This is a genomic window from Leyella stercorea, from assembly GCF_019052365.1.
Taxonomy (GTDB): Bacteria; Bacteroidota; Bacteroidia; order Bacteroidales; family Bacteroidaceae; genus Prevotella.
This window is the reverse complement of record NZ_JAHQUY010000163.1, coordinates 1-1,323: the sequence shown is the minus strand read 5'-3', so window position 1 is coordinate 1,323 and position 1,323 is coordinate 1. Positions and strand designations below refer to the sequence as shown.

At 40.9% G+C, this 1,323-nt stretch carries 1 protein-coding gene and 1 pseudogene; both read right to left on the bottom strand.

The features are described from left to right. Positions 1-464: pseudogene (locus KTQ90_RS13370) on the bottom strand (DUF3575 domain-containing protein); the annotation flags it as partial. Positions 465-702: 238 nt separating this feature from the next. Continuing rightward, positions 703-1,323: helix-turn-helix domain-containing protein (locus tag KTQ90_RS13365; RefSeq protein ID WP_217318834.1), on the bottom strand; the 621-nt coding region annotated here is incomplete at its 5' end.

Genomic DNA, 1,323 nt, shown 5'->3' with positions numbered 1-1,323 from the left:
CGTTCGGCTTCCGCCTTGCGTCGTGCTTCCGCTTCCGCATCCATCGCGGCTGTTTCCTTTGCGGGAACCGTTAGGCGTACGATTACAAAATCACCCCCTGTCGCATGATTGTGGGTAATGAAGTTTTCTTCCTTGATTTTCGCGCGTATAATCAGTTCTGATTTTACTCGATTGGCACGGATCTTCGCCGTTGCAAGGTTCTCGGCTTCACCGCCCAGCGAATTGCAGTAGCCGTCAACCAGTAGCGGCAACTTGCCGTTAAAAATTGTTGCTTTACTGTTTTCAATACATTCCAACAGGCGGGCAAGTTCAGTGTCATTGCCATTCCAAGGAACGTAGAACATGTCCTTCTGCGGAACGAAGCGGAAGGTGTAGGTCGTGTCTGCTTTCTGCTGCGCAATGACAGGAATAGTTACCGTCATCAGCCACAGAAACAAGGTAAGAAAAGTGATTTTTCTGCTCATATAAACTTGAATTTATTATCTTTGTCTTCCCCAAAGTTAATAAAATGTCATTAAGCGCAAGAAAAAACACACAAAATTTTTCTGTTAAAATACAGTGTTTTTCATGGAATTTGTCGTTTGAGCACCTTTTTGTCGAATTAGCACTTTTCAAATTGTCGAATAAGCACTTTTTTATCGTGTGAACACTTTTTGAAAATGGGCTTCTGAGACCTTTTTCATCGGCTTTTTACTACACAATTTATTCCCGATTTGATTTTTTCCATTTGGCAGGCGTACATCCTTCTTTCTCGGAAAATAATTTGATAAAGTTACTTTGGGAAAGAAAACCAGAAGACTCAGCCAGCTTCTGTATATTGATTTCTGGATGCTCCTTCAGTATGTTTTTCGCATACTCCAACCGGAGACTGGTTATCCATTCGCGGAATGTCATTTTATACGTAGTCTTGATATAAGCGGAAAGATAAGTACGGTTCGTATAAAGTATTTTGGACAGTTCTTTTATGGTAAGTCCCTGCTGAACATAGCCGTCTGTCTTTATCCAGTTGTCCACTTTCTCTATAATTTCTGTATAGGACACTGGAACTTCTTCCCCAGAAACTATTTCAGGTTCTGTTTCCGTATCTGTCAGAAGTTTTTCTTCAGACTGTATATCTTGCTCAAAAGCATTTTCTACCTGTTCATAGAATAGCAGGTAGTTCTGATAGCTGTAGAAAAGATAGCTGTAGAACGGGATTGACGACAAAATCCAGATAAAAACATATTTGTCTGGCAGAAATGTCAACAATCCGCATCCGACACCGAAGATAAGTGCCCAATAAGTGAATATGGAAAGCCATTCGATATATGCGCCTATATCATC